The organism is Ammoniphilus sp. CFH 90114, assembly GCF_004123195.1.
Lineage (GTDB): Bacteria > Bacillota > Bacilli > Aneurinibacillales > RAOX-1 > YIM-78166.
Genome location: NZ_SDLI01000003.1, coordinates 447521 through 473348, shown reverse-complemented (window position 1 = coordinate 473348; position 25828 = coordinate 447521). Strand labels below are relative to the sequence as shown.

The 25828-nt window shown below is 41.9% G+C and carries 30 protein-coding genes; 6 read left to right on the top strand and 24 right to left on the bottom strand.

Annotated elements, in window-relative coordinates:
* Positions 1–123: 123 nt before the first annotated feature.
* Both spo0A and mgtE read right to left on the bottom strand, forming a co-directional pair.
* Positions 124–933 carry a sporulation transcription factor Spo0A gene (spo0A, locus tag EIZ39_RS09985; protein WP_129199846.1) on the bottom strand — a complete coding sequence of 270 codons (810 nt, stop codon included), beginning with the start codon at positions 931–933 and terminating at the stop codon, positions 124–126.
* Between the two features lie 187 nt (positions 934–1120).
* The gene (gene mgtE / locus EIZ39_RS09980; protein WP_129199798.1) at positions 1121–2500 is read right to left on the bottom strand and encodes a magnesium transporter; all 1380 of its coding nucleotides are present in this window, start codon (positions 2498–2500) and stop codon (positions 1121–1123) included.
* Between the two features lie 160 nt (positions 2501–2660).
* Between mgtE and EIZ39_RS27300 the strand changes: the two genes are divergently transcribed.
* Positions 2661–3620, top strand: a complete 960-nt coding sequence (locus EIZ39_RS27300) for a C40 family peptidase (RefSeq protein ID WP_240675756.1) — start codon at positions 2661–2663, stop codon at positions 3618–3620.
* 91 nt (positions 3621–3711) lie between these two features.
* Here EIZ39_RS27300 and EIZ39_RS09970 read toward each other — a convergent pair whose 3' ends face one another.
* Complete coding sequence (locus EIZ39_RS09970; protein WP_129199797.1) at positions 3712–5094, bottom strand: glycine--tRNA ligase; 1383 nt, start codon at positions 5092–5094, stop codon at positions 3712–3714.
* 1025 nt (positions 5095–6119) lie between these two features.
* Here EIZ39_RS09970 and EIZ39_RS09965 point away from each other — a divergent pair.
* Positions 6120–6308 (top strand): hypothetical protein, encoded by a 189-nt coding sequence (locus EIZ39_RS09965; protein ID WP_129199796.1) that lies wholly within the window; start codon positions 6120–6122, stop codon positions 6306–6308.
* Positions 6309–6664: 356 nt separating this feature from the next.
* On the opposite strand, the gene EIZ39_RS09960 is transcribed toward EIZ39_RS09965, so the two are convergent.
* The 3 genes from EIZ39_RS09960 to larE all read right to left on the bottom strand — a co-directional run bounded on the left by EIZ39_RS09960 (position 6665) and on the right by larE (position 9609).
* Positions 6665–7819, bottom strand: a complete 1155-nt coding sequence (locus EIZ39_RS09960) for a citrate synthase (RefSeq protein ID WP_129199795.1) — start codon at positions 7817–7819, stop codon at positions 6665–6667.
* Positions 7820–8131: 312 nt separating this feature from the next.
* Positions 8132–8314: a hypothetical protein gene (locus EIZ39_RS09955; RefSeq protein WP_129199794.1), complete on the bottom strand. Its 183-nt coding sequence runs from the start codon at positions 8312–8314 to the stop codon at positions 8132–8134.
* Positions 8315–8808: 494 nt separating this feature from the next.
* Positions 8809–9609 (bottom strand): ATP-dependent sacrificial sulfur transferase LarE, encoded by an 801-nt coding sequence (gene larE / locus EIZ39_RS09950; protein ID WP_129199793.1) that lies wholly within the window; start codon positions 9607–9609, stop codon positions 8809–8811.
* A gap of 449 nt (positions 9610–10058) precedes the next feature.
* Here larE and EIZ39_RS26530 point away from each other — a divergent pair, with 449 nt between their 5' ends.
* Positions 10059–10217 carry a hypothetical protein gene (locus EIZ39_RS26530; protein ID WP_164984997.1) on the top strand — a complete coding sequence of 53 codons (159 nt, stop codon included), beginning with the start codon at positions 10059–10061 and terminating at the stop codon, positions 10215–10217.
* A 58-nt stretch (positions 10218–10275) separates the two neighbouring features.
* Here EIZ39_RS26530 and EIZ39_RS09945 read toward each other — a convergent pair whose 3' ends face one another.
* The 9 genes from EIZ39_RS09945 to EIZ39_RS26520 all read right to left on the bottom strand — a co-directional run bounded on the left by EIZ39_RS09945 (position 10276) and on the right by EIZ39_RS26520 (position 14338).
* Positions 10276–10461 carry an aspartyl-phosphate phosphatase Spo0E family protein gene (locus tag EIZ39_RS09945; RefSeq protein ID WP_240675755.1) on the bottom strand — a complete coding sequence of 62 codons (186 nt, stop codon included), beginning with the start codon at positions 10459–10461 and terminating at the stop codon, positions 10276–10278.
* A 108-nt stretch (positions 10462–10569) separates the two neighbouring features.
* Entirely contained in the window at positions 10570–10758 is a 189-nt protein-coding gene (locus EIZ39_RS09940) for an aspartyl-phosphate phosphatase Spo0E family protein (RefSeq protein WP_164984996.1), read from the bottom strand.
* An 88-nt stretch (positions 10759–10846) separates the two neighbouring features.
* Positions 10847–11200, bottom strand: coding sequence for a stage V sporulation protein AE (spoVAE, locus tag EIZ39_RS09935; RefSeq protein ID WP_129199790.1), 354 nt, complete (start codon positions 11198–11200; stop codon positions 10847–10849).
* Positions 11201–11214: 14 nt separating this feature from the next.
* Complete coding sequence (gene spoVAD, locus EIZ39_RS09930) at positions 11215–12219, bottom strand: stage V sporulation protein AD (protein WP_129199789.1); 1005 nt, start codon at positions 12217–12219, stop codon at positions 11215–11217.
* 2 nt (positions 12220–12221) lie between these two features.
* Positions 12222–12701: a stage V sporulation protein AC gene (spoVAC, locus tag EIZ39_RS09925; RefSeq protein ID WP_129199788.1), complete on the bottom strand. Its 480-nt coding sequence runs from the start codon at positions 12699–12701 to the stop codon at positions 12222–12224.
* 12 nt (positions 12702–12713) lie between these two features.
* Positions 12714–13574, bottom strand: a complete 861-nt coding sequence (locus EIZ39_RS09920) for a DUF421 domain-containing protein (protein WP_129199787.1) — start codon at positions 13572–13574, stop codon at positions 12714–12716.
* Between the two features lie 20 nt (positions 13575–13594).
* The gene (locus tag EIZ39_RS09915) at positions 13595–13801 is read right to left on the bottom strand and encodes a DUF1657 domain-containing protein (RefSeq protein WP_129199786.1); all 207 of its coding nucleotides are present in this window, start codon (positions 13799–13801) and stop codon (positions 13595–13597) included.
* Positions 13802–13968: 167 nt separating this feature from the next.
* On the bottom strand, positions 13969–14133 hold the full coding sequence (locus EIZ39_RS26525) for a hypothetical protein (protein WP_164984995.1): 165 nt from the start codon (positions 14131–14133) through the stop codon (positions 13969–13971).
* Positions 14134–14197: 64 nt separating this feature from the next.
* On the bottom strand, positions 14198–14338 hold the full coding sequence (locus tag EIZ39_RS26520; RefSeq protein ID WP_164984994.1) for a hypothetical protein: 141 nt from the start codon (positions 14336–14338) through the stop codon (positions 14198–14200).
* Positions 14339–14526: 188 nt separating this feature from the next.
* On the opposite strand from EIZ39_RS26520, the gene EIZ39_RS09910 reads away from it, so the two are divergent.
* Positions 14527–15012, top strand: a complete 486-nt coding sequence (locus EIZ39_RS09910) for a YhcN/YlaJ family sporulation lipoprotein (protein ID WP_164984993.1) — start codon at positions 14527–14529, stop codon at positions 15010–15012.
* Positions 15013–15131: 119 nt separating this feature from the next.
* Here the strand turns inward: EIZ39_RS09910 and EIZ39_RS26515 are convergent, their stop codons facing one another.
* From EIZ39_RS26515 to selA, 3 genes are all read right to left on the bottom strand, one after another.
* Positions 15132–15281 (bottom strand): hypothetical protein, encoded by a 150-nt coding sequence (locus EIZ39_RS26515; protein ID WP_164984992.1) that lies wholly within the window; start codon positions 15279–15281, stop codon positions 15132–15134.
* 241 nt (positions 15282–15522) lie between these two features.
* Complete coding sequence (locus tag EIZ39_RS09905; RefSeq protein WP_129199784.1) at positions 15523–15720, bottom strand: hypothetical protein; 198 nt, start codon at positions 15718–15720, stop codon at positions 15523–15525.
* A gap of 132 nt (positions 15721–15852) precedes the next feature.
* On the bottom strand, positions 15853–17241 hold the full coding sequence (gene selA / locus EIZ39_RS09900) for an L-seryl-tRNA(Sec) selenium transferase (protein ID WP_240675754.1): 1389 nt from the start codon (positions 17239–17241) through the stop codon (positions 15853–15855).
* A gap of 30 nt (positions 17242–17271) precedes the next feature.
* Between selA and EIZ39_RS09895 the strand changes: the two genes are divergently transcribed.
* A complete protein-coding gene (locus EIZ39_RS09895) occupies positions 17272–18282 on the top strand; it encodes a glycosyltransferase (protein ID WP_129199783.1) in 1011 nt (336 codons plus the stop codon).
* A gap of 140 nt (positions 18283–18422) precedes the next feature.
* Here the strand turns inward: EIZ39_RS09895 and selD are convergent, their stop codons facing one another.
* Positions 18423–19478, bottom strand: a complete 1056-nt coding sequence (gene selD, locus EIZ39_RS09890; protein WP_129199782.1) for a selenide, water dikinase SelD — start codon at positions 19476–19478, stop codon at positions 18423–18425.
* Between the two features lie 85 nt (positions 19479–19563).
* Here selD and mnmH point away from each other — a divergent pair, with 85 nt between their 5' ends.
* On the top strand, positions 19564–20631 hold the full coding sequence (gene mnmH / locus EIZ39_RS09885; protein WP_129199781.1) for a tRNA 2-selenouridine(34) synthase MnmH: 1068 nt from the start codon (positions 19564–19566) through the stop codon (positions 20629–20631).
* 113 nt (positions 20632–20744) lie between these two features.
* Here mnmH and tuf read toward each other — a convergent pair whose 3' ends face one another.
* From tuf to EIZ39_RS09860, 5 genes are all read right to left on the bottom strand, one after another.
* Positions 20745–21935, bottom strand: a complete 1191-nt coding sequence (tuf, locus tag EIZ39_RS09880; RefSeq protein ID WP_129199780.1) for an elongation factor Tu — start codon at positions 21933–21935, stop codon at positions 20745–20747.
* Between the two features lie 171 nt (positions 21936–22106).
* Entirely contained in the window at positions 22107–24185 is a 2079-nt protein-coding gene (gene fusA / locus EIZ39_RS09875) for an elongation factor G (protein WP_129199779.1), read from the bottom strand.
* Between the two features lie 256 nt (positions 24186–24441).
* A complete protein-coding gene (gene rpsG / locus EIZ39_RS09870; protein WP_129199778.1) occupies positions 24442–24912 on the bottom strand; it encodes a 30S ribosomal protein S7 in 471 nt (156 codons plus the stop codon).
* A 66-nt stretch (positions 24913–24978) separates the two neighbouring features.
* Positions 24979–25401 (bottom strand): 30S ribosomal protein S12, encoded by a 423-nt coding sequence (gene rpsL, locus EIZ39_RS09865; RefSeq protein ID WP_129199777.1) that lies wholly within the window; start codon positions 25399–25401, stop codon positions 24979–24981.
* Between the two features lie 153 nt (positions 25402–25554).
* Positions 25555–25809 carry a 50S ribosomal protein L7ae-like protein gene (locus tag EIZ39_RS09860; RefSeq protein WP_129199776.1) on the bottom strand — a complete coding sequence of 85 codons (255 nt, stop codon included), beginning with the start codon at positions 25807–25809 and terminating at the stop codon, positions 25555–25557.
* Positions 25810–25828 lie beyond the last annotated feature (19 nt).

Genomic DNA, 25828 nt, shown 5'->3' with positions numbered 1-25828 from the left:
GCTATAAAAAAAAGCGTTCCCATAAGGAACGCCAAACATTACAACCACTCAAACCCAACCGAGGAAAAGATAGGTACCTGTATTATATCAGTATTCTTGCCTTGCTATCGCGTGTAAAATTTCCTAACTTATTGCAGATTTTAACCTAATTTGATCTGCTAACATGGCGATAAACTCAGAGTTTGTAGGCTTACATTTCATTTTATTAACCGTATATCCAAACAAATGATTAATGGACTCCATATTTCCTCTTGACCAACCCACATCAATGGCATGACGGATCGCTCTTTCTACCCTTGCTGGGGTGGTATTATATTTCTTAGCAAGATCTGGGTAGAGAACCTTCGTAATCGAGCCCAATAATTCAATATCGTTATACACCATCGTAATGGCTTCCCTTATATACAGATAACCCTTAATATGAGCTGGGATCCCCATTTCAACTAGATAAGAGGTAATCACTTGATCCAATGACTTCCCATTGGAAGGATCAATAGTGGTTTTTTTTAAAGAAGCGATCGCTTCTTCCGATAAATAATGAGTTGTTGCTGCTGCGCTAGACCCGCTGACTTCACGAATACGCTTAATCAGTAGATCCATATTAAATGGTTTTAAAATATAGTAGTCCGCTCCTAGCTCTAATGCTCTTTTCGTAATATCCTCATGACCAAAGCCCGTCAGCACGATCACCTTTGGATGTTTAGGAAATTTCATCGTTCTTAGATATTCCAACACCGCTAACCCATCTAAGTTAGGCATAATAATATCTAGAATGAGCACATCTGGAACAACCTCTTCCAACAGGGAAAACACATCATTCCCATTGTAGGCAATCCCCCGTACCTCCATATCCTCTTGACTTCCGATATAATCAGAAAGAATTTCTGTAAACTCCTTATTATCATCAACCAAAACAACACTGATGTTAGTCAACATACTCTCTCCTTATTATGTAATTAGGTCTATAGTAGGTTTTCTAGCATGAGTGAACTTTTCCTTTAATAAATTTAACAAAAATAACTATTATATCTGCTAAAATTCGACTTTCAACGTAGCCATATCATGTAGATTATAGGCGTTTTACAGATATACAAAAAAGCCGGGAGCTTTCCCAGCTTTTCTAACCACTCAAGTAGGATAAAAATATCGTAGCAATACCGAAATAAACCGTTAGGGAAAAGATGTCGTTCAAAGTTGTAATCAGTGGCCCAGAAGCTACAGCGGGATCCACATTAAACCGATAAAGCAACAGAGGAATAATTGTACCAGCTAACGTTCCTATAATCAGGGTCAACAAGAGGGAGCTGCCTACAACAAGCCCTAGTACAAGATCTTCCTTCCATACGTACGCCACAATACTAATAAGCACGCTGCATACGAGTCCAATAATAAGACCAACGCCAAACTCTCGGAAAATCAGACGAACTACAGTTTTTCGATCAATATCCTGAGAAACTAATCCACGGACAACGACCGCCAAGGATTGAGTTCCTGTGTTTCCTGTCATCCCTGCAATCATCGGCATGAAGTAAGCTAATGAAACAGCCGTTTGCAAGGTCTCCTCGAATTGACTAATAATACTTCCTGAAATGATTCCAATAAATAAAAGAAGAATAAGCCAAGGCAAACGCCGGAACGAAGCGATAACTGCGCTCGTCTGGAAATCAATAGATTTACCTGTAGCTGATAATTTCTCAATGTCTTCGTTAGCTTCTTGTATAATAACGTCGAGAACATCGTCAACGGTGACGATCCCCACTACATGATTATCGTGATCAACAACAGGAACAGCAATAAAATCATAACGCTCAATGAGACTAGCGACTTCCTCCTGGTCGGTATCGACGGTGACAGAGATCACACGAGTAAACATGATATCGTCCACTTTATCATTCAAGTTAGCCAATAACAGATCACGGTAAGAAACAACACCGACCAACTCTTTACCTTCATCTAATACGTACAGATAATAGATATTTTCAGCAATGGAAGCAAAAGCCTTTAACTTATCAACCGCTTCTCTCACTGTGTAATAGTTGCGAATCCAAACAAAGCGATTCGTCATAATTCCCCCTGCTGTGTCTGGGGGGTATTGCATCAGATTCTTTACCGTTTGTGATTCTTCTTTTTTCATCGAGGCCAAGAATTCTTCACTATTTTCAATCGTTAGTTCATGGAGCAAATCAACCAAGTCGTCATTCTCCATGAGATCCATGACTTCTGAGGACTTCTCTACACCTAGCTTATGAAGAATCTGTAACTGCAAATCCGTATCTAGCTCTTGCAGAAGGATGGCAATCTGCTTAGGAGCCATAAGGGAAATAAATTTAGGGCGGTGTTTCCCTGGTAAATTACGATATAACTTTGCTATATCGTAAGGCTGGAGTTCTTCTATAATATACTTTAATTCGTCTTTTTTAAGGTCCTTCAAGCTCTTAATGATCAATAAGAGAATCTGATTTTCTGTCATTTCATTAATATTTAATTTATGGAAGTTCATTTCGTCTCACCACCTAACACGATCAGTTCTCTAGATTTTCATGGTAAACCAAAATGGGGAGTTAGTCAAAGCCCTGATTCAACTAACACTAGAGAATAGCAACATGCCATGATTGGAATTCTAATAACAAAATCGTTTTTCATGGGGAGTTGAGCCATAGATGTTAAAGCAAATTGCTATCGGATTTTTTAGTACAGCCTTATTTCTAACGGGGTGTGCTAATTTTGGACAAGGTGGAGGAGCTGGCACTCTTGAGAATCGGCAACATCAGCCTACAAGGATTATGCAGGGTCAAGCCGCTCCGGGTTCACAAACGAACCAAAACATAAGACTCGTTATCGCTGGTGAGACCACAGAAAACATCGTTACCGTTCGAATAGCCGACCAAACCTACATCCCGCTCGATACTTTTTTCCAAGCCCTTGGTTATACCGTAACTAGAGAAAATAATGAGATTCACATAGGATTTACAGACCCCATGTATTCTATTACGGAAGACAGTACACAAGCCTCTGTTGGAGAAGAAGAGGTAACCCTGCCGCATACAGTTACGACAATTAACAATCAAACCTACGCTACCATTCCAAGCCTTGAAGCTTTATTAGGTGCATCCTATACCCTTCAGTTAACCGCTGATTCTTTAATTCTCACCCCAGGAGAGTCTATTTTCCCTGAGGATGATAGCTGGGATAACTTCCAAGGTGATACCGAAGCTGCTCCTGCGGTTACATCAGCTCAAGCTAATCGCATCATTAATCAAGGGAAGAAGTACCTAGGAGTCAAATATGTTTTTGGCGCTCGAACCGGTCGAACCAGTTCATTTGATTGTTCTTCCTATACTCAATACTTATACGGACAACAAGGCATACGTCTTCCCCGGACAGCACGGGCACAAGCTACGCGAGGATCTTATGTGAAAGTCGCCAACCTTAGACCAGGGGACCTTCTATTCTTCTCGGTCCCTGGGCGATTCTCTAGTGATAGAACGGTCGGACATGTCGGGATCTATATGGGAAATGGCCGAATGATCCATGCCGCCCCTCCTAGAGTTGCTATCATTAATGTTGCAAACTCTTCATATTGGAAAAGAGTATACCTTGGAGCCAGACGTGTAAGATAAAGCTCCTATATCCAAAGGATATGCAATAGTGGATCAACTTGATTAACACAAAGAAACCGAACTCTCCTATGTTGGAGGTTCGGTTTTATTCTTAGTAATTCATTTTTCCTTCAATAAAGGATCTTAGCTCACTAATCGGCATACGCTGTTGTTCCATCGTATCTCTGTCTCTTACCGTTACTTGTCCATCTTGCTCAGAGTCAAAGTCGTAAGTGATACAGAACGGTGTACCGATCTCATCATGGCGACGATAACGTTTCCCGATGGAACCTGCCTCGTCAAAGTCAACATTAAAGTGCTTGGACAAATCTTCAAATACCTTCGTCGCTCCCTCGGAGAGCTTCTTCGATAATGGGAAGATGGCTGCTTTAAACGGCGCTAGGGCCGGATGGAAGTGTAGGACAGCACGACTGTCTCCCCCCTCAAGCTGCTGCTCCTCGAATGCATCAAGCAAGAAAGCTAAAGTCACGCGGTCCGCTCCTAGAGATGGTTCTATACAATAAGGAACATACCTTTCGTTTGTTTCTTGATCAATATATTTGAAGTCTTCTCCAGAATGCTCCATATGTTGCTTCAGATCATAGTCAGTACGGTCAGCAATACCCCATAATTCTCCCCATCCGAACGGGAATTTGAACTCAATATCCGTCGTTGCGTTACTATAATGAGAAAGCTCATCATCAGAATGATCGCGAAGACGAATGTTCTCCTCGTTTAACCCAAGAGTTAGCAACCATTGATAACAGTAGCTTCTCCAGTATTCGAACCACTGCAGATCCTCGCCTGGCTTGCAGAAGAACTCCAGCTCCATCTGTTCAAACTCACGCGTACGGAACGTAAAGTTACCTGGTGTAATTTCATTACGGAAGCTCTTCCCGATCTGACCGATACCAAACGGAAGCTTCTTACGCATAGTACGCTGCACATTCTTGAAATTAACGAAAATTCCTTGAGCTGTTTCCGGACGAAGAAAAATCTGATTCGTACTGCTCTCTGTAACTCCTTGGAAGGTCTTGAACATTAAGTTAAATTGACGAATCTCTGTAAAATCACGGCTGCCGCAATCCGGACAAGCGATGTTGTGTTCATTCATAAGATCAGCCATCTGTTCAAAGGATAATCCATCCACGATCACTTCCATACCCTTCTCTGCAAGAGCATTCTCAATGATCTTATCCGCACGGTGACGCGCTTTACACTGTTTACAATCAATCATCGGGTCGTTAAAGTTCCCAACATGTCCGGATGCTACCCAAGCCTGTGGATTCATCAAGATCGCTGCATCTAATCCTACATTATAAGGCGATTCTTGGATAAATTTCTTCCACCACGCACGCTTGACATTATTCTTTAATTCAACTCCAAGCGGACCGTAGTCCCATGTGTTAGCCAATCCTCCGTAGATTTCAGAGCCCTGAAATACAAAACCACGATGTTTAGCCAATGCAACAATTTGATCCATTGTGACGCTCATGTTTTAAGTCTCTCCTTGTACTATGGTATAATTGTGGGATGAAAATATAATAAGCCCCCATCCCAAAGGCATTCCCATGCCTAGGGACGAGAGCATCAGCACCCGCGGTTCCACCCTAGTTGATGCATCAAGCTATCGCTTCATACATCCCCTTTCACGTCAATCAGCTCCAGACTGCCACTTCCCTGCTCTTATCTTCTAGGCTCGCACCACCCCTAGATCGCTTATAAGAAAGAATTACAGGTACTATCCATCCTTCTTCGCTGCATTTATTATCTTGTTTGGTCATATCTTACTGAAATTAAAAAGAAAAGTCAACTTTACCCATTCCCATCCTTTGGTTAGAAGTCAAGAAGTCTAGCACATTGGTAAATTGTAATTATTTCTTAAAAGTAGTACACTATTATTGAATTACATGAGTTATTACAACTCACTCCCTTATTGTGCTCGCTCTATATGGCGGGCTCTTTTTTCTTATCCAAAAAGCAAAACAAGAGGCGTCCCTCTAAGGAACGCCCTGGAAGTATAACCGCTCAACCTCCAACGGAGGAAAGATTAACTATATTATAGCATAAATTTACCGTTGTTGTTCAGTAAGTTTTGGAAGTTCTGTTAATTTGTATGAAACTGTAATGACATTGAAATTCAATTCATATATAATAATTTTATCTAAACTATACGGATAGTTTAAGTTGAGAGTGAGACAAGATCCCACGAGTGCAGAACTCGGTGATCTTGTCCTTTTTTTGTTTTTTTACAAAAAAAATACGACTAAACGGATTACCCGCCAGCCGCAAGCAGAGATAGGAAGTGAACTGTAAAGATAACATTAATCTTATTATACTACGTTGTTATTTGGTATACAATATACAAACGGTGTTTTTGTTGGAAAAGATAAATCAAATTCTTGGATGTGCTATTAATCTAGTCGATTTCCTACTAGTTTTGTCGAATATAAACCAAGGATCATCTTTTATGATATACTTGTATTTGAAAGCGATTACAGTTTTGGGAGGGTGTGCCTTATGCATCTTAAACTATCTAAGGAAGATATATTTAACTCTCTGAGCGTGGACCAGCTTGAGGTCAAAAGAAAATACCTACTGGATACACTATTTTACTCTGGAAACTTATCCAACTATGACCGTTTTGAAATTCACCACTTGCTATTGCTTATTGATTACCAAAAAGAAACGATTTTAGAATGTGTCTAAGCTGCCAAACGAATAACCATACATAGTAGGATTCTTAAATTCATTACGGCAATATTTTGTGGATCCCTCATACGAATGACCCCCACGAAATACACCACCAATGTAGACTCCATTTTCTGTGTAAGGTAATCTTACAACTTTTAATCAAATCCCCATTATCCCATGTATATTAGTATTAACTTCTGATCATGACACTTCACACTCCTATCCTCTTACCATCCTGAAAGTTAGGATGGTTTTTTTTTTCAAAACATTTTATGGAGTGGAGATAATGGAATCACTTGCCCACTCTCATAAATTAGCCCCGTAAAAAAAGAAAAAATCCTGTTCATCTTGAACAGGATTATATGGATATATTAACGTTCAGCTAATGGGGTAACTTCGCGCAATCCCGGTCCTTGGTAGATGGACGTAGGACGGATGAGTCGGTTATTGGAGTATTGCTCTAAAATGTGAGCTGTCCAACCGGACACACGGCTCATAGCGAAGATCGCTGTATACAAGTCTAGATCAATTCCCATTACGTAGTAAACAGAGGCAGAGAATAGGTCGACGTTAGGCCACATTCCTTTTTCCTTATTTACGATCTCGAAAGTCTTCTCCGTCATCTTGTACCACTTGTCTTCACCCTTATATTCTGCAAGCTCCTTCGACATCTCACGAAGTTGTACAGCACGAGGATCCATGGTCTTATAAACACGATGTCCGAAGCCCATGATTTTCTCCTTACGGGCTAACTTATCCTGCACATAATCTTCGACACGGTCTAACTCACCAATCTCAAGTAGCATCTGCATTACAGCTGTGTTAGCACCACCATGTAAAGGTCCCTTCAGCGTTCCGATTCCGGAAGTAACGGCAGAATAAATGTCGGATAGAGTTCCCGCTGTTACACGACATGCAAATGTAGAAGCATTGAACTCATGGTCAGCATGCATAATCAATCCTGCATCCATAACACGAACCTCGATATCGCTAGCTTCCTGTCCTTTTAACATGTATAGGAAGTTGGCGGCTAGGGAAAGTTCTGGCTTTGCCTCGACGATATCTAAACCTTTGCGGGAGCGATCAATAGCTGCTACAATAACGGGAAGAACGGCTGTAAGTTTAATTGCCTTTCGGTAGTTAACTTCAGGAGCCATTTCCTCTCCTTCTTCATCATAGGACTTCAATAAGGAAACAGCGGTGCGCAGGGTATCCATAGGGGTTCCCTTAGGAGAGATCATGCGGATGACATCTAACACTTCTTGAGGAAGTTTCTGGTAGCTGGAGATCTGTGCTTTAAGCTCTTGGAGCTGCTCAGCGTTGGGAAGTTCTCCCTTCCACAATAAATACATCACTTCTTCAAATGTGGTTTTATCCACTAGCTCATTAATATCATAGCCGCGGTAAATCAGACGGCCTTCCTTGCCATCAATAAAACAGATCTCGGAAGTACCTGCGATGACATCCTCTAAACCCGCAGTAAAGTCAGCTTTTGCTTTGTAGTCACTTAACTTGGTTTCACTCATATCTCCAATCCCCTTTCTGATATATAAGATTGCAACTTATATAATTCTAGATCACCTGCAAAAATTCCTGCTTTATCTTTTAAAATTTACAAAAAGAAGTAACCGTATCCAAGTTTTTTCTTCATTAAATAAATTTTTATTTGATCATCTGCATCAATGCTTTATGTAGTTTATTTGTAATGATTATTTGTTTGTGAGCAAGATGATAACGGGGCAAATCCTAGGTTCAAAACGTACAATCCAGATCCTCAAATCCATAAAATAAAAAGCAGAGCTTTTCCATTTAGGAAGAGCCCTGCTTTACTTTCATTCTTACAAGCATTCTACTTTCGTTTCTGCCTGGTTAAAATCGCTTTTCAGCATGCCAATAAAATGTTCCGCCCGCTCCTTGTAACATAAATCACCGAATAATCGATATAAGGCCATATTTTCGTTATAAGAGTCTAATAGAGAGTCAATTAACGCGTACTTCGTTTGCTCCTTCAAGTTCAGCATCCTTATTCGCCCTCCCGTTTGAATCTACTTCTCAATATCATCATTATGGACCATGTTGATAGATTCTAAACAATTCCTTAACGGGTTTTTAATAATCTGCTGTTATGATAATAATATCTTTTTCATTGTATATACCCCTTATTTCTTGCTTGCTGTCCTTACAGCAGGCTTTTTTTATGGGGCTTTAGCGCTTCCTTTGCTTATGTGTTCTAGCATAATATTTCAACTCTTCTATTAGCCACTTCTGTCTTGCTTCATCAATAGTCAGTCAAAACGATCTAAATTCCAAACTCCATCCCCCCAGACAAACAAGTGTAAGGAAAAAAGGGTGTCATATAATCTGACAAACCACATTTCTTCTTTCCCCAACTACGTTAATATGAAGATAATTCGTAAGGATCATTTTTGATCCCCCATCTCATTCCTTGCCACCCTGACAATTGGGGTGGTTTTTTCTGATTCCTATTACTTTCTCCTAGATGAAAACGTTTTTTTCACTTCAGCACCTTATTCATGCTGCCACTCAAATAGCCTAGAAGGTCCATTGTAACGTATTGATACCCATAAGCATGTAATTGGACATATATCTGTCTATGATGTTCCAGTAGCTTTTCCATATCTTTGGGCTCCACTTCAATCCGGGCCATATCCCCATGGGTGCGCACCCGCACCTGCGAAATACCTAGCGATTTGAGGTAATTTTCGGATTGATCGATACGATTAAGCTTTTCGATCGTAATTCTTTCTCCATATGCCACACGAGAAGATAAGCAAGCATACGAAGGCTTGTTCCAAGTGCTCAATTGAAATTCTCTGGAAAGTTCACGAATTTCTTCTTTATATAATCCAGCTTCTTGCAAGGGACCACGAACCCCCATCTCCTTTGCCGCTCGTGTTCCTGGCCTATGCTCATTAAGATCATCCGCTATTAAGCCAAAAATAATATTTTTGTATCCTTGCCCCTCCATGATGGGCAGCAAGTGTTCAAATAGGCTCTTCTTACAAAAATAACAACGATTGGCGGTATTTTCAGCATAGCCAGGAATATTTAGCTCAGATGTCTCGATCACTTCATGCTGTGCATCTAACTCTTGAGCTAAACTCTTAGCCTCTTCTAATTCCTTTGTTGGGTAGGTCTCCGAATCAGCAGTTACAGCTAATACATTTTCTCTCCCTAAGCAATCTATGGCTATCTTAAGAAGGAAAGTACTGTCTACCCCCCCAGAAAAAGCTACGACTACCCTATCCATGTCCTTCAATAACATCTTTAATTTTTCAAGCTTTTGGTATGGCATGATACGGCCCCCTAGTCAATGATCGTGACTATACTATTTATATGGAAATAAACAAGTGTTATGGCAAAAGATTAGCCTATTGAGCTTTCTCACTTCGTCAAATATTTATAATAATCTACCAAGAGTTTATTGTATTTTATTAGTACAAGCTTTACAATAAAAGTACATTGAGGTTACCCCCTTAATGACACAACCTTTGACTTGCAACTATTGTTGTAAGTCCTTTTTTTTTGAGTAAAATATCACATTCTGTCGAATGTTTGCAATACCAAGCAACACCCCAAAATGATATACTAGTTTCGTAGGTTTGTTCGTCGTGAATTTTGCATTATAAATGAAACCGCTCACAATTAAACCTTTATATTCACTGATTTTTAATAAGATATTCATTTCTACTTCATACATAGATTATATAATTTAGGTGGATGCGATAGAAGGGAGAAAAGAACATGAATCAAGCAAAAGAAAAGATCCAGGGTCTTACACTTCCTGAGAATATAGAAGACTTGTTAGAGCAACTCGAATCAGAAGAGAAAATAGAGGACTTCGCCACTCGTCTCGTAAATGAATATTATAAGAAAGGCTCCTTCGATGTAAATTCAAGGTAGCTCTAAAAAAATAATAAGGTGGCTCGTCATATCAATTACGGGCCACCTCTTGAAGCATCTAGTTATCAGAGCATACGTTTCTCGTTATATTTATTAATCGATAGTAATGGTTTAACTCCACATCGATCTGTTGGCTAATGGTTAATACCTCTGGGGAAGATATTCCCTTCCTTCCAGCTAGGTTGTGCATATCTTCTCTTAACTTCTCAATCTTCTCGACTAAGATATCTATCTTGGATGCCACGTATTTCTTCTCCCACAATGTATTTGTATCCATTAAATATTAACATAAAATTCAATATTAGGAAATAGCTAAACCAATGTAATGGAACTTGCATACCAAGATGCTCTCTTATAACTCTAGTGTATTGGATTGCTGTTGCTGGTGGGTGGTTAATTGCTTGTATTGATTCAACACCACATCTAACTCTTGACTAACATGCAATACTTCTGGTGAGCTCATCCCCTTTATCATGACCATAGCATGCATCTTTTTTCTTAATTGCTCTATCTTTTCTAAGATCTCTGCTGTTTCTGCCATCTTCCAACCCCCAGCCCTCATGGAGTCCCTTTTGGAAATATATTATAAATGTGTAAACGCTACCCTTTCAAGAGGCTTTTATTATTTCTTATCCCTTCGGTTTAAAGATTAACGCACCTAAAAAGCCGAAGATAATGGCAGCGGATATACCTGCACTGGTGACCTCAAATATTCCCGTAATAATCCCCACCATACCATTCTTTTCCGCCTCAGCCATAGCCCCATGCACCAACGCATTCCCAAAGCTCGTAATCGGCACTGTCGCTCCTGCTCCGGCGAAATCAATGAGTGGCTCATATAATCCAAAACCATCCAGAATGGCTCCTGATACCACGAGGGTACTCATGGTATGCGCGGGAGTCAGTTTGACTACATCAAACAGCAACTGTCCAATTACGCATATGATTCCTCCGACGACAAAAGCCCAAAAATAAATCTGCATAAACGCTCCTCCTGTTAGGATATGTTTTCTATAACAACAGCATGGGCAATACAAGGAATACTTTCCTTTTGTTGAAAGCTCAGAGGAGATAATAAGGCCCCGGTCGCCACAATTAATACCTTCTTTAATTCTCCCTTTTTCATTCGATTAAGAATATGACCATAGGTAACAGTAGCAGAGCAAGCTGCTCCGCTAGCTCCTGCCAATACCGGTTGATCATCACGATAGATCATCATGCCGCAATCTACGAAGTGATCTCCCATTTCCACCCCATGCTTGTCTAGCAGGTCCACAGCAATCTGATGACCCACTCTTCCCAGATCACCGGTAGCAATCAGGTCATAATCCTTTGCCGTACGATTTAGATCTCGAAAGTGAGCTTCGATGGTATCCACTGCAGCCGGAGCCATTGCTGCTCCCATATTAAATGGATCAGACAAGCCCATGTCTACAATTCGTCCCATAGTTGCTGCGCTCACCCTTGGACCATCTCCCTCTTTAGCCAGGATAGCTGCTCCCGCACCCGTAACAGTCCACTGAGCCGTCGGAGGCTTCTGACCGCCATATTCTGTTGGATAACGAAACTGCTTTTCTACAGAGGAGTTGTGACTTGCTGTCCCACACAACACATAGTTGGCGGACTGACTATTCATAATTAGCGATCCCAAGGCTAGCCCCTCCATAGAGGTTGAACAAGCACCGAACAGGCCGATATATGGACAACCTAACGTTCGAGCCGCGAAGCTGCTCGAGATAATTTGATTCATCAGGTCACCAGAAAGAAAGAACTGAATATCCTCCTTCTTTAACCCCGCTTTTTCGATGGCTTTCTCACAAGCTTGTTCAAGCATTTTCTTTTCGGCTTTCTCGAAGCTGTCTTGTCCTAACCATGTGTCCTGATGCAGCATATCAAAGTCGTCAGCTAATGGTCCTTCTGCTTCAAAAGGACCTCCAACCACTCCTGTCGAGAGTATAACGGGTTTGTTGGAAAACACCCAGGTTTGGTGTCCTTGCAGCATTTTTAAACCCCTCCTAACTTAGTAATGGCCGTCTTGATTAAGGCAACGACAAAGGCTGCAAACACCCCGAACACAATGACCGATCCGGCAAGCTTGAACATATTCCCGCCCACACCTAAAACAAACCCTTCGGAGCGATGTTCAATGGCTGCTGACGCTACAGAATTGGCAAACCCCGTAACGGGAACAGCCGTACCCGCACCTGCCCACTGAGCAATATGATCATACACCCCAAACCCCGTTAATAAAACGGCTATAAAAATAAGTGTCGCTACGGTCGGGTTTCCTGCGGTTCTTTCATTGAAATCAAAATACGTCATGTAAAAGTCAGATATTAATTGCCCCAGTAGACAAATAAAACCACCCACCAGAAAGGCTCGTACGCAATTGAACAGTACCGGTCTTTGTGGTTCTCTCGCTTTTGCAAATTGCTGGTATTCCTGTTGGGTTGGCGATAACTTTTTCTTTTTCTTATCGGACATTTGCTTTCACCCTCACCGTTTAAGTTGTGTTCGAAGGTCAGTTAAGACCTCCATCAATTGTTCAGCTGATCTTTGGTATCCTTCCTTCACTGCCTTATCCTGAGTTGATAAAGCGTATAACTCAAGATCTGCTTCACACTTTTTCAGTGTGGCATATAGTAATTCTTTCGTTGTCGGTTTAGGGAGATAAATCGCATCGTTAAATAAGTCGACATATAAGTCACCAGATGTATCTACTTGACCTATAAATACATTCTCTAGTGCTATCCCCATCTTTTCAAGCTCTGTATGAAGCCACCCTCGATTAAGTCCTTGATTGCGTAGTCCCTCGTCGATGATATTCCCATCTAAAATTACCGTTTGCGGCTCACCGGTAATGGCTACCTTCCATTCCAGATGGCGTGGTGTAATGGGCGTTTGTTCCGGCTTTAGCATCACGCTAACTTCTCCATTTGCTTCCATTACTGCGAACTCTACATCCGCTAAGTTAAATACATTTTTCCTTCTAAGCTGACCAAGAAGCTCTTCCCCGGTATATCTTACTTTTTTCAAGTTATCCTCAAGTACTTTGCCATGCTTAATGAGAATCGTTTGATTTCCATATATAAAGTCATGGAACTTCTTGCTTTTCATTGCAAAATAATTCACGGCAACGGGCATTAACATCCATAGAGCCAGTGCCAGCAACCCATACGCAAGATTCGTTATGACATTGAGAGATATGAGCGCCACAATTCCTCCGATGGCAATCCCCACAACAAAGTCCGCATAAGTCATTTGTGAGGTCTGTTTACTTCCAACGATTCTTAAGAAAGAGATTACAATAACAAACATAAGAAAAGAACGAAAAAGTATAATTAACCACTCAGCCATTTCACTCACGCCTCTCCTTCTTAAAAGCCTTTATACTGAGGTTCTTCATACTCCAGCTGTGAAATCCGCTCTTCTAGAAACTCAATAATAGTTTCTATCGTCTTGCTGTTCCTCTCATAAATCACCTTTTCCTCTTCCTTAGGTGATTGGGAAGCGTATATATCAAGCGTTGCTCTTACCCCCTTCAAACTTGCGGCTGTTTGTTTTACTTGAGATCCAACTGTCATATGCATCCCACCTCACGAATTCGATATATATAATTTCCCTCATACCCATTTTTTTCATGTACAGAAAAAAACTTTCGCATGGCCTTTGAATGTAAAAAAACCTGTCGAAGGAAACCAAAGCTTCCCTTCGACAGGTTCTAAAACAAGAAAGCCTCATTAGAGGCTTATTATTCTTTCTTCAATTTCATATCCTCAAGTGTACAATTGTACGAAGACCAAATATCTCTCATATCCAACTGGGTAGAATCCACCTTAATTCCATAGGAGAGACGCTCCATTACAATAAACGTGATAAAGAAAAAAGACCCCATGATACACAAAAACTCAACCATATACATCATCCCTCCATTAGCTCGGTAATAGATGTATATGATCGTTACTCTAATTATTTTCTGATTATTTAGTAATTAGTTCTTTATTCTCCTCATTCACTTCTTGAAAGCAATCTATGCAATACCCGTTCTTTTCTTCTACTTCAAACTCAGTTAGCTTCACGCCACAACTTAAACATGTCTTCTCGAGAAGTTGGATATTCACTCCATTTCCTCCCTACTCTAAAATAATTTGTATATTCTAACATTTACGTTATATTAAATATATCAGAATCATCTTGCCGAATGTAGTGACAATATTGTGAACACCTCTAAGTCATAGTTATGGTTGAAGTTTACTTGGGTAAAATTATAGCCGCTCCGTATCCTAAGGAACAAGGAGGTGGACTATCGATGAAGAAGGTACCTTTTACACTTACTTTTCTCTTGATGTTGGGCTTACTTACGGGTTGTTCTCTTGATCATCGGTTCAATTCATTAGAGGAAGCCTCTTACCGAGCTAAAGGATTCGAAAACAATATGAATACCGCTCCCATAGATCCTGCAGACCATATAGAAAAAAGGGTGGAGGCTATACCTGGCGTTAAAGAGGCCCATGTTTTATTTTATGGAGTAGATAATTTAATTCTCGGCATCGATACCGAGGAACCACCTAGCTTACAAGCTATTAAAGGATGGATTAAGCAAGAACTCCAAGGTGAAGCAGTAGATTTCTTAATTTACGTTGTTACCAATCGTGAGTCTGACCTTCTTGCTCGTGTTAAGGCCATGCGAAGTAACATTCTTGAGGGACAGAAGGTGAGAGAGAGCGAAATGGTGAGGTTAGTAAACGGGGTTTGGAAGACAGTCGTACCATTTAACTTACTAAGTAAATCTTAAAAACTCATGCGGCGGATCTTACACATGGCGATTCGCCGTTCCCTTCTTAGTATGAAAAAAGGCCGTCTACCTGAAGATGCAATCTGCTCGCTCCTCTTATAGACGACCTCTCCTTATATTTAGCCCACTTGGGACTCATTCTTGTTCATGAAATCTTCCCACTTCAAACGCCACTTCTCTCTACGCTCTTCTCTTGAGCCCTTGTACATTTTCTTGTACTTCTTCCAGCGCTCCTTCCATTCCGTTCTTCGTTGCTGTCTTGTTTTCATTTTTTTCTCCTTCCATCACGCTTATTATTTAGAGGATAATAAACATATGCGTTCAACCCTTAATTTTACATGATTTATTCCCAAAAGTGGAAGTAAAAATACTGGATATAAAATATTAAATTTCCAAATATAAAATAAATCATGAAAAAGGATCCAGAGGCTGTCCATCAAGCCACCCAGTGGATTGCCGATTACGCTAAAAAAGAAAAGGCTCATCTCCTGTAGAGATAAGCCTCTATTTTTACTTTACTAAACCAATCATCAAATCATTCATCAGACGGATACGCTTATTAATGGTGTCGATTAGGTCATTGACTTCCCAGATCTCCACCTCAGAAAGGCATGAATGTTGAAGGTGATCCCTTAATTGCTTCTTTCTCTCTTCTAATTCCTGAATACTGTAGATCTCTTCAATCTCCCTATTCATCTCTCTGATCACTTGATACACCACTCCTAATTTTATGTATCCCAAAGAAGATGCTCTCAGTTGCTTCTTGTCTATAATAATCATATTATAACTCTGTATTTCAACAGAGAAAAGGTCGATTAATCGACACTAAACTACAGAAATCTACGTTAATTGAGCATAGATCGCCTCAACTAATAGAGGAATCTCTCGTGGATGTATAGTACGAAAATCAAGGATATATTCGTCCTTTGTTATTCTACCCACAACAACAGGGTTCCCTGTTCTGAGTTTTCTTTCTATGACATGGGCAGGATAGGAATCATGATGAAGGACGGCCACCACAGTTGGAAGAAGGACCCCTGGAAGACTGCCTCCCCCTACTTCGGTCTTGTCCTCCCGAACCTCAATCGTCATTCCTTCTAGCTTATCACGGAAGGATTCTGCTCTTGCTCGCACTTCCTCCATGGGCATAAGCATATCACGAAGAGCAGGAATAGACTCTGCAGCTTTTCGAGGATTAAGGTAGAGTCGGAGCGTAGCTTCTAATGCGGCTAAAGTAACCTTGTCTACACGGAGAACACGAGCTAGTTGATTTTTCTTGAAACGGTCAATCCACTCTTTCTTACCCGCAATAACTCCTACCTGTGGACCTCCTAACAGCTTGTCTCCACTAAAGGTTACCACATCCGCCCCTTGCTGTATGCTCTCATGGATGACAGGCTCATCCCCAATCCCATGTTTGCGCAAGTCATAGAGGACGCCACTGCCTAGATCCTCATACACTGGCACTCCTTTGCTTTTTCCTAACTCAACCAGCTCTTCTAGAGATACCGTTTTTGTAAACCCGCTCATGGCAAAATTACTTGTATGGACTTTTAGCAATAAGGCCGTGTTCTCATTCATCACCTGTTCGTAATCACGAGTATGTGTCTTATTCGTCGTTCCTACTTCTCGTAGAATGGCTCCACTCTCTTTCATGATCTCGGAAACACGGAAAGACCCGCCAATTTCCACCAGTTGCCCCCGCGATACAATGACTTCCTTATCCTTTGCCATTTCCCTTAGGACAAGATATACCGCAGCTGCATTATTATTTACCACCATGGCCGCTTCTGCTCCTGTCAGTCTGCGGATTAGATCCTCTACGTGATCATGGCGGGACCCTCGTTTTCCTTCTTCGATTCGATACTCTAGATTCGAGTAACCTGTCGCAATTTCAACCATCTGATCAATGGCTTCTTGCGCCAGCACAGCTCTACCCAAATTGGTATGAAGAATGACACCTGTGCCATTAATTACGGGTCTCAGATTTTGCTGTTGAGTATCTCTAATTTTTTCTTTTACTTTTTCTAAAACTATAGAATAAGATATCTCAACTACTTGGTGCGCTAATATATCTCTCCGTATGGATTCAATGGTTTCTTTCACTAATTGGGTAAATAGTTCTTCAGGAATCTGATTTGCTTCAACCCATTCCATTAATGTCAAATCATGTGTAAAATGATGGACAGCAGGTATCTCACGAAGCAATTGTTTTATTTCTGCCTGCAAAATAATAACCTCCTTTCAGGAAGGTGAAATATGCACATTCTATTTTTCACACCTTATTTTAACCAGCCCAGAGGAAATGCGACAACCTCTAAGCGGGTGATACACTATCTTCAAAAGCAGGGCATCCAAACCTGCGTATTTCCTTATGATGAAGCGGATCTCTGGCACCTGCCCCATACCGTGGATATCGTTCATATTCTCCATGCTACAAGATTTGCCGCTTGGGCACGGGAGCATAAATTTACCTTGAGTAAACCTTATATCCTGACCATGGGAGGAACGGATATTAACTCTGATCTGCAAAGTGAGGTATCCAATGATGTATTTCAACTTCTCGATCGGGCTGATGCTCTCACTGTGTTTACCGAGGATGCGCTAGAAAAGGTTAAAGCCTTAAACCAGGATTGGTTCACGAAAACCCATGTGATTCCCCAAGCCGCTTGGATCTCTTGGAAAGTGAAAAAACGGGTAGATTACCATTCTCCACATATCCTTTTGCCCGCTGGCCTGCGACCTGTCAAGGATGTTCTCCATGCACTACCAGCCCTAGATATTTTAGCTCAGGAGTACATGAATCCATCACTAAAATATACCATACTAGGTGCTAACCTAGATCAAGAGGTCCATAAACAAGTCATGATGGCAGCGGAGAGTCGCCCCTGGATGGATTATGCTGGAGTTGTCCCCTTTGAAGTTATGACACAATGGTATAACGATTCTAACATCGTCATTAATACTTCCATAACCGAAGGGCAATCCCTAGCTGTCATGGAGGCTATGGCCATGGGAAGACCCGTCATCGCTCGAAGAAATCCAGCTAACGAGAGCTTGATTCAACATGGAATTACAGGATGGCTGTATGAGACACCGAACGAGTTTGTCCAAGCTGTCCATTCCATTATGAAGGAGCCTTCTCTAAGGAATAACGTCACACGAAAAGCACAGCAGTGGATTGAACAGTATTCCTCACCTAAGAAGGAAGCGGAAGCTTATATCCGACTTTACCGAAAAGCGACCGAGTCCGTTACGGTCTGTCGGTAAATAAACAGGATTATATTCCGTTATTTATGTATACGGGTCAAAAACAGCAAAAATAGGCGGAGTTTTTCCGCCTATTCTGCGTAAAACACCTATTTTTTCGTGATTCTTACTAAATAACCGGAATCTCTCCGCTTAGCCCATTAAGCCTCAACTCGGATACATCCTACATTTTCATCTGTTACCCTTCCTATGATACTGGCATCAGCAATTCCACTGGCTTTTAACGCCTCTAAACAAGCTTGTGCTTCAGCTTCAGGGAGACTCACCATTAACCCACCTGAGGTCACCGCATCACAGAGTAAAAATTGCTCAGATTCGGACAAGGTACCGTAGTCTACACAATCATTCAGCCACTTATGATTCGCCTTCGAACCACCAGGTACAATTCCTTGCTCAGCCAATTCATAGGATCTAGGGAGTACAGGAACCTGTGTCTTATGCAGTGTCATCCCTACTCCACTGCCTGACGCCATTTCCTTTGCGTGACCCAAAAGCCCGAATCCCGTTACATCCGTACAAGCATGGACAGAATAATTCATAAAGACTTCAGCAGCCTTCTTATTCAGCTCAGCCATGACTTCCGTCACGCGCTCAATCTCTTGCTCATTGAGCAAGTCTCTCTTGATCGCTGTGGTTAGAATACCTACCCCAATTGGTTTGGTCAAAATAATCACATCGCCAGGCTTGGCTCCATGGTTTGTCCAAACTCGATCCGGATGGACGGTTCCTGTCACAGCCATACCAAACTTCGGTTCTTGGTCATCAATAGAATGGCCTCCAACAATAAGAGCGCCTGCTTCCTGGACTTTCTCCCCAGCTCCCTTTAAAATATCAGCTAGGATCGAAGGATCAAGTTTCTTAATAGGGAAGCCTACAATATTAAGAACAGTAAGGGGCTTACCTCCCATTGCGTAAACATCGCTTAACGCATTCGCAGCGGCGATTTGACCAAACATACGTGGATTATCTACAATGGGTGTAAAATAATCTACAGTTTGAACTAGAGCAATTTCATTCGTTAATTTGTATACTCCAGCATCGTCAGGAACATCAAGACCAACGAGGAGATTAGGATCTACTTCTGCAGAACTCGGTAAATGACGCAAAACTTGCGCCAGGTCTTCAGGACCTATTTTGCATCCTCAGCCAGCTTTACTGGACAGAGAGGTTAACTTGATTTGAGATTGCTCTGACACAGGACTTACCCCCTTCGAAATTATATATCCTTTATTCTATCTTACATGAAAAAATGAACCTAATCCAATTCAGGAGATGCTCAATATGAAAGAAATTGATATTCGACAAGCATTTACGATTGAAGACCACGTATTCATCGACGTGAGATCACCTGGTGAGTTCGATGAATCACATATCCCAGGTGCTATTAATGTACCCATATTTAACGACGAAGAAAGAGCAAAAGTCGGAACCACGTACAAAATCAAAGGGCAAGATCCAGCTAAGTGGCTCGGCATGGAGCTCGTCTCCCCTAAGATTCCACATTTAATGCAGTGTATTAGAGAGGTTTCTGAAAGTGGGAAAAAACCCATTATCTATTGTTGGCGAGGTGGCATGAGAAGCAAGTCAGTCGCTACTTTCTCCGAGATGGCAGGGTTGCAGGTCCAGCGCCTTACAGGCGGATTTAAACAATATCGTCAGTGGATCGTGGACAACTTAAACGAAACCATACTCCCTAATCGATTTATAGTCCTCCATGGGATGACCGGTGTAGGGAAAACCATGATCTTAGATCGATTAAAAGGGAAAGGGTTTCCTATCCTTGACCTTGAAGCGTGTGCAGGACACAGAGGATCGGTATTCGGTGGGATTGGCGCACCCGTGTATAATCAAAAAACCTTTGAGTCTAATCTATACCATCAATTAGAAAAGATAAAAGGTCTCCCCCTTGTCTTCATGGAAGCTGAAAGCAGAAGAATAGGAAAAGCCGTCCAACCTGAGTTCCTATTAGAGGCAAAGGCAAAAGGCATACACGTCGTCTTGGAAACTTCCGTTGAGATTAGAGCCAAGCGTATTTACGAGGAGTATGTAATACCCTATAAGTCTGAAGCACAGTTCCAAGAACGCGTAAAAGAAGCCGTTACACCCATACTCAAGCGATTCATACCAGCAATCAAAGACGAACTAATCCAGCATATTGATAAGGAAGACTATAAAAATCTAATCGTCCTACTATTAGAACAATACTATGATCCAAGATACCAGCATAAGCTTGAAGAATATGACGGACCATTCTACCATGTACGAGTTGACGATATAGAAGATACGGTAAAGCACCTTACCAAAATTATTCTGCAACATCAGCGGGATTCAACACTAGTCCAGGGCTAGACATATATCTACATCTAATAAACCGATCCCTATGGGTCGGTTTATTCTAATTATAAGTCTATAAAAAACAAAGAAGCCCAGCTATTACTAGCTGAGCTTCTTTATATTAAATACTACTCAAGGATTTTAGCAACAACGCCAGCGCCTACAGTACGTCCACCTTCACGAATAGCGAAGCGAGTTCCTTCTTCCATAGCGATTGTGCTGATCAATTCAACGTCGAAAGTTACGTTGTCACCAGGCATAACCATTTCTACGCCTTCAGCTAACTTGATGATTCCAGTTACGTCAGTTGTACGGAAGTAGAACTGAGGACGGTAGTTAGCGAAGAAAGGAGTGTGACGTCCACCTTCGTCTTTAGACAATACGTAAACTTCTGCAGTAAACTTGCTGTGAGGCTTAACGGAACCTGGCTTAGCCAAACATTGTCCACGCTCGATGTCTTCACGAGTTACCCCACGAAGAAGAGCTCCGATGTTGTCTCCAGCTTGAGCTTGGTCAAGAAGCTTACGGAACATTTCAACACCAGTTACAGTTGTTTGCTTTGGCTCTTCAGTTAAACCGATGATTTGAACTACGTCACCAACTTTAACGATTCCACGCTCAACACGACCAGTAGCAACTGTTCCACGACCTGTGATAGAGAATACATCCTCAACAGGCATTAAGAAAGGCTTGTCTACATCGCGCTCAGGAGTTGGGATGTAAGAGTCAACAGCTTCCATTAATTCATGGATCTTTTGAGCCCACTCACCAGTTGGGTTCTCAAGAGCTTCTTTAGCAGATCCCTTAACAACTGGAGTGTCATCACCAGGGAACTCATACTCAGAAAGAAGATCACGGATTTCCATTTCAACTAGCTCAAGAAGCTCTTCATCGTCAACCATGTCGCACTTGTTCATGAATACTACGATGTAAGGAACACCTACTTGGCGAGAAAGAAGGATGTGCTCACGAGTTTGTGGCATAGGACCGTCAGCAGCAGAAACTACTAGGATCGCTCCGTCCATCTGTGCAGCACCAGTGATCATGTTCTTAACGTAGTCAGCGTGTCCTGGGCAGTCAACGTGAGCATAGTGACGGTTAGCAGTCTCATACTCAACGTGTGCTGTAGAGATTGTGATTCCACGCTCTCTCTCTTCAGGAGCAGCGTCAATGCTACCATAATCCATAGCTGTAGCTCCACCACTTTGAGCCAATACAGTAGTGATAGCAGCAGTTAAAGTAGTTTTACCGTGGTCAACGTGACCGATAGTACCAATGTTAACGTGTGGCTTGTTACGTTCGAATTTAGCTTTTCCCATGAATTTAGCCTCCTTAAACATACAACGTTGGATTCAACGTGTTTTGTTATGAACTGTTTTAATTTAATTTATATAAGGAAAGGTATAAAAAGGCAAGATGCCCAACGATTATTTTATACCTTTCTTCTTAATAAGGGAAGACCTAATCTATTAAGAATTTGTTAACAAAGATTAAGCACCTTTGTTCTTCTTAATGATTTCTTCAGCTACAGACTTAGGAACTTCTTCGTAGTGATCGAAGGTCATTGTGTAGTTTCCACGACCTTGTGTACGAGAACGCAAGTTAGTTGCGTAACCGAACATCTCAGAAAGAGGAACGAATCCACGGATTACTTGTGCACCAGCACGAGCTTCCATACCTTCAATACGTCCACGACGAGAACTAATGTCTCCCATGATGTCTCCCATGTACTCTTCAGGAACAACAACTTCAACTTTCATCATTGGCTCAAGAAGAGCTGGGTTACACTTCTTACCGGCTTCTTTAAGAGCTAGAGATCCAGCCACTTTAAACGCCATTTCAGAAGAGTCAACATCGTGGTAGCTTCCGTCAACGATTGTCGCACGCACGTCAAGTAGAGGGTATCCAGCAAGAACACCATTCTTCATGGATTCTTCGATACCTGCTTGAACAGCTGGGATGTATTCTCTAGGAACAACCCCTCCGACAATCTTGTTAACGAATTCAAAGCCTGCACCAGCTTCAAGCGGCTCGAACTCAACCCATACGTGACCGAATTGTCCACGACCACCGGATTGGCGTACGAACTTACCTTCAACCTTAGCAGATCCACGGAAGGTTTCTTTGTAAGCAACCTGTGGAGCACCTACGTTAGCTTCTACCTTAAACTCACGCTTCATACGGTCAACGATAATGTCAAGGTGAAGCTCACCCATACCAGAGATGATCGTTTGACCTGTTTCTTCGTCAGTGAAAGTTTTGAAAGTAGGATCCTCTTCAGAAAGCTTCATCAAAGCGATACCCATCTTATCTTGGTCAGCTTTCGTCTTAGGCTCGATAGCTACAGAGATAACTGGCTCAGGGAACTCCATGGACTCAAGAATAACAGGATTCTTCTCATCACATAAAGTGTCGCCAGTCGTTGTATCTTTTAAACCTACTGCTGCTGCGATATCTCCAGAGTATACTACTGGGATTTCTTCACGGTGGTTAGCATGCATCTGAAGAATACGTCCAACACGCTCACGCTTACCTTTAGTAGAGTTCAATACATAAGAACCGGAAGAAAGTGTTCCAGAGTAAACACGGAAGAAGGTTAATTTACCAACATAAGGGTCAGTCATGATTTTGAAAGCAAGTGCGGAGAAAGGACCATTGTCATCAGACTCACGAACAACTTCATCTTCAGAATCAGGAAGAACACCTTTGATTGCTGGTACATCTAGTGGAGATGGCAAGTAGGCGATAACGGCGTCAAGCATTGGTTGAACACCCTTGTTCTTGTAAGAAGATCCACAAAGAACTGGAGTGATTTCAACGTTACAAGTCGCACGACGAAGAACAGCCTTGATCTCTTCTTCAGTCGGTTCGATACCTTCCATGTACTTCTCCATTAACGCTTCATCAAGCTCAGATACCTTCTCGACAAGGTTTAAGCGCCATTCTTCAGCTAGATCCTTCATATCCTCAGGGATCTCACGAGCTTCAGAAGTTGTTCCAAGGTCATCTGTATAGATGATCGCCTTCATTGTTATAAGGTCAACCATACCTTGGAAAGTATCTTCAGCACCGATTGGCAACACGATAGGTACAGCGTTAGCTTTTAAGCGATCGCGCATTTGGCTAACAGCAGACAAGAAGTCAGCACCCATGATATCCATCTTATTTACGTAAGCGATACGAGGAACACCATACTTGTCAGCTTGACGCCAAACAGTTTCGGATTGAGGCTCTACTCCACCCTTAGCGCAGAATACACCAACAGCTCCATCAAGTACACGAAGGGAACGTTCAACCTCTACTGTGAAGTCTACGTGACCTGGTGTGTCAATGATGTTAACTCGGTGACCATTCCATTGAGCAGTTGTAGCAGCAGAAGTAATTGTAATTCCACGCTCTTGTTCTTGCTCCATCCAGTCCATGGTAGCTCCACCTTCGTGAACCTCACCAATCTTGTGAACACGGCCTGTGTAGAACAGGATACGCTCAGTCGTTGTGGTTTTACCAGCATCGATGTGAGCCATGATCCCGATATTACGAGTCTTTAACAAGGGAAATTCGCGACCCATGATTTTGACTCCTTTCAATTGTTTAGAGTTATGTAACGAAAAAGCCTGACGGCTTTCCCATTACGATTTTACACCCAAATGGTAGATCTTATCCAGATCTACTCATCGAAGGGTATATGTTGTTTTTGTAAAGATGAGTTGGAATAGTTCCTACACCCATCAGTTCGGTATCATCTATTGCCAGCCATAGCTGGGCAATAATCCTACACCCATTAGTCGGGTATCATCTACTGCAAGCCATAGCTTAGCAGTAATCTTACCAACGATAGTGAGCAAACGCTTTGTTCGCTTCAGCCATCTTGTGAGTGTCTTCACGCTTCTTAACAGATGCACCAGTGTTGTTAGCTGCATCAAGAAGTTCAGCAGCTAGACGCTCTTGCATAGTCTTCTCTCCACGGTTACGGGAGTTTTGAACTAACCAACGAAGTCCAAGAGCAGTACGTCTCTCAGGTCTTACCTCAACAGGAACTTGGTAGTTAGCTCCACCAACACGGCGAGCGCGTACTTCAAGTACAGGCATGATGTTCTTCATTGCTTCTTCGAACACTTCTAGAGGATCGCGTCCGGTACGCTCTTTAATCACATCAAATGCACCATAGAGGATTCCTTGAGATGTTCCTTTCTTTCCGTCAACCATCATACGGTTAACAAGACGAGTAACTAGCTTGCTATTGTAAATCGGATCAGGCAATACGTCCCTGCGGGTTACTGGTCCTTTACGTGGCATGCTATTTCCCTCCTTTATCCAGTATTAGCTATTAAATAGCTTGTATTATTGTTTGGTTTGCTTTTCTTACTTCTTAGCAGCTTTAGGACGCTTCGCGCCGTAACGAGAACGAGCTTGTTGACGGTTTGCAACGCCAGCTGTATCCAATGCACCACGGATGATCTTATAACGTACCCCTGGAAGATCCTTAACACGGCCTCCACGAACAAGAACAACGCTGTGCTCTTGAAGGTTATGTCCGATACCAGGAATGTAAGCAGTAACTTCGATTCCGTTAGTTAAGCGCACACGAGCATATTTACGAAGAGCGGAGTTAGGCTTCTTAGGAGTCATGGTACCTACACGAGTGCAGACTCCACGCTTTTGCGGAGAAGCCAAATCATTGTGCTCCTTCTTCATGCTGTTGTAGCTCTTCAAAAGAGCAGGAGCTTTGGATTTTACCTCTTTTCTTTCGCGACCTTTGCGTACTAGCTGATTGATTGTTGGCATTTGTCGCACCTCCTTCAAAAAATTTTAAAACTGATTTTTAAGTCCACAGACCCAGGTGAATCATATATGAGCAAAGTAAAAGCTTTTGAACACATCTTACAGTACCCTGCTTAAGGGCACTGTAAGAATCGTGTATCAAAAACTGAAAGGTACTTACTCATGTATCAAAATCGCTGCCGTAGCGGCTCCCACTTCGATTCCACATGCTTTACCAAGCTGTTTCATCGAATCAACTATTTCAACTGGTATGTTCTTCTCCTTACAGAGCAGAGCAATCTTACCTGTTACTTTCGGATCCGCATCCTTGGCGACAAAGACTTCTTTCACCATTCCTTGCTCAACGGCTTTTAACGTTTGCTTCATGCCAATGGTCAGTTGAGTAGCCTGTTTAACTTTTTCATAAGACATCGAACATCCTCCAAAGAAC